Source organism: Micromonospora globispora (genome assembly GCF_003857015.1).
GTDB classification, from domain to species: Bacteria; Actinomycetota; Actinomycetes; order Mycobacteriales; family Micromonosporaceae; genus Micromonospora; species Micromonospora globispora.
Window position 1 is genome coordinate 1 of sequence record NZ_QGGF01000732.1, and the last position, 1,148, is coordinate 1,148.

Annotated in this window: 1 protein-coding gene; it reads right to left on the reverse strand. The window is 66.9% G+C overall.

All coding sequences use genetic code 11. The features are described from left to right. Positions 1-24 precede the first annotated feature (24 nt). Positions 25-1,148 (reverse strand): IS3 family transposase gene (locus DKL51_RS32960; RefSeq protein WP_438819693.1). Its coding sequence is split into 2 segments (ribosomal slippage), with 1,125 coding nucleotides annotated over them: positions 25-896 and positions 896-1,148; the frame shifts between segments, so codons are not numbered across the junction. This gene is flagged as partial in the annotation.

Below are 1,148 nucleotides of genomic sequence, written 5' to 3' on the forward strand. Positions count from 1 at the left end.
GGTTGACTCGCGGGGTTGAATGGTTCAGGCCGCGTGTGCGGGCCTGTTGATTGTCTCAAACTCGATCGGGGTGAGCTTGCCGAGGCGTCGTTGCCGTCGGCGGCGGTGGTAGGTCCGTTCGATCCAGGTCACCATCGCCAGGCGCAGGTCCTGGCGGGTCTGCCAGCGTTGCCGGTTCAGGACGTTGCGTTGCAGCAGGGCGAAGAACGATTCCATCGCGGCGTTGTCGCCGCAGGCGCCGACTCGGCCCATCGAGCCGGTCAAACCGTTGCGCCGCAACGCTTTGACGAACTTCTTCGACCGGAACTGGCTACCCCTGTCCGAGTGCACCACGGTGCCGGCCGGATCCCGTAGTCGGATCGCGTTGCGCAGCGCCGAGACGGCCAAGGAGGCCTTCATGCGGGTGTCGATGGAGTAGCCGACGATCCGACCGGAGTACACGTCCTTGATCGCGCAGAGGTAGAGCTTGCCCTCGGCGGTGGGATGTTCGGTGATGTCGGTCAGCCACAGCCGGTCCGGCGCGTCGGCGGTGAAGCGGCGCTGCACCAGGTCGTCGTGCACTGGCGCCCCCGCCCGCCTCGTGAGGCCCTTCTTCTTGGCGAACACCGACCAGATCCGCTGAACTGAGCACAGCCTGGCCACCCTGTTGACGCCGGCGGTGATGCCGTGGGCGGGCAGTTCATCGGCGATGAACCGGTACCCGAACGCCGGATCATCGGCGTGGATGTCCAGGGCGGCGTTGATCAGATAGGCGTCGGCCAGGTCACGGCGGGTGACCGGGGTCTTCTTCCACGCGTAGTAGGCCTGCTTGCTGAAGCCCAGCACCCGGCAGGTCACCGCGACGGGGATCCCGTCCGCGGCCAGGTCACCGACCAGCGGGTACATCATTTTGGGGCGATCTCCTTGGCGAAGAATGCCGCCGCCCGACGCAGGATCTCGTTCTCCTGCTCGAGGAGCTTGTTCCGCCGCCGCAGCTCCCGCAGCTCTGCGGACTCACTGCTGGTGGTCCCGGGACGACCCCCGTCCTCGATGTCGGCGAGCTTGAGCCAGCGGTGCAGACACGACTCGGAGATCCCGAAGTCCTTCGCGATCTGCGCGATGGGCGCCTCACCCTTGCGGGCGACCGCGACGACGTCACGGCGGAACTC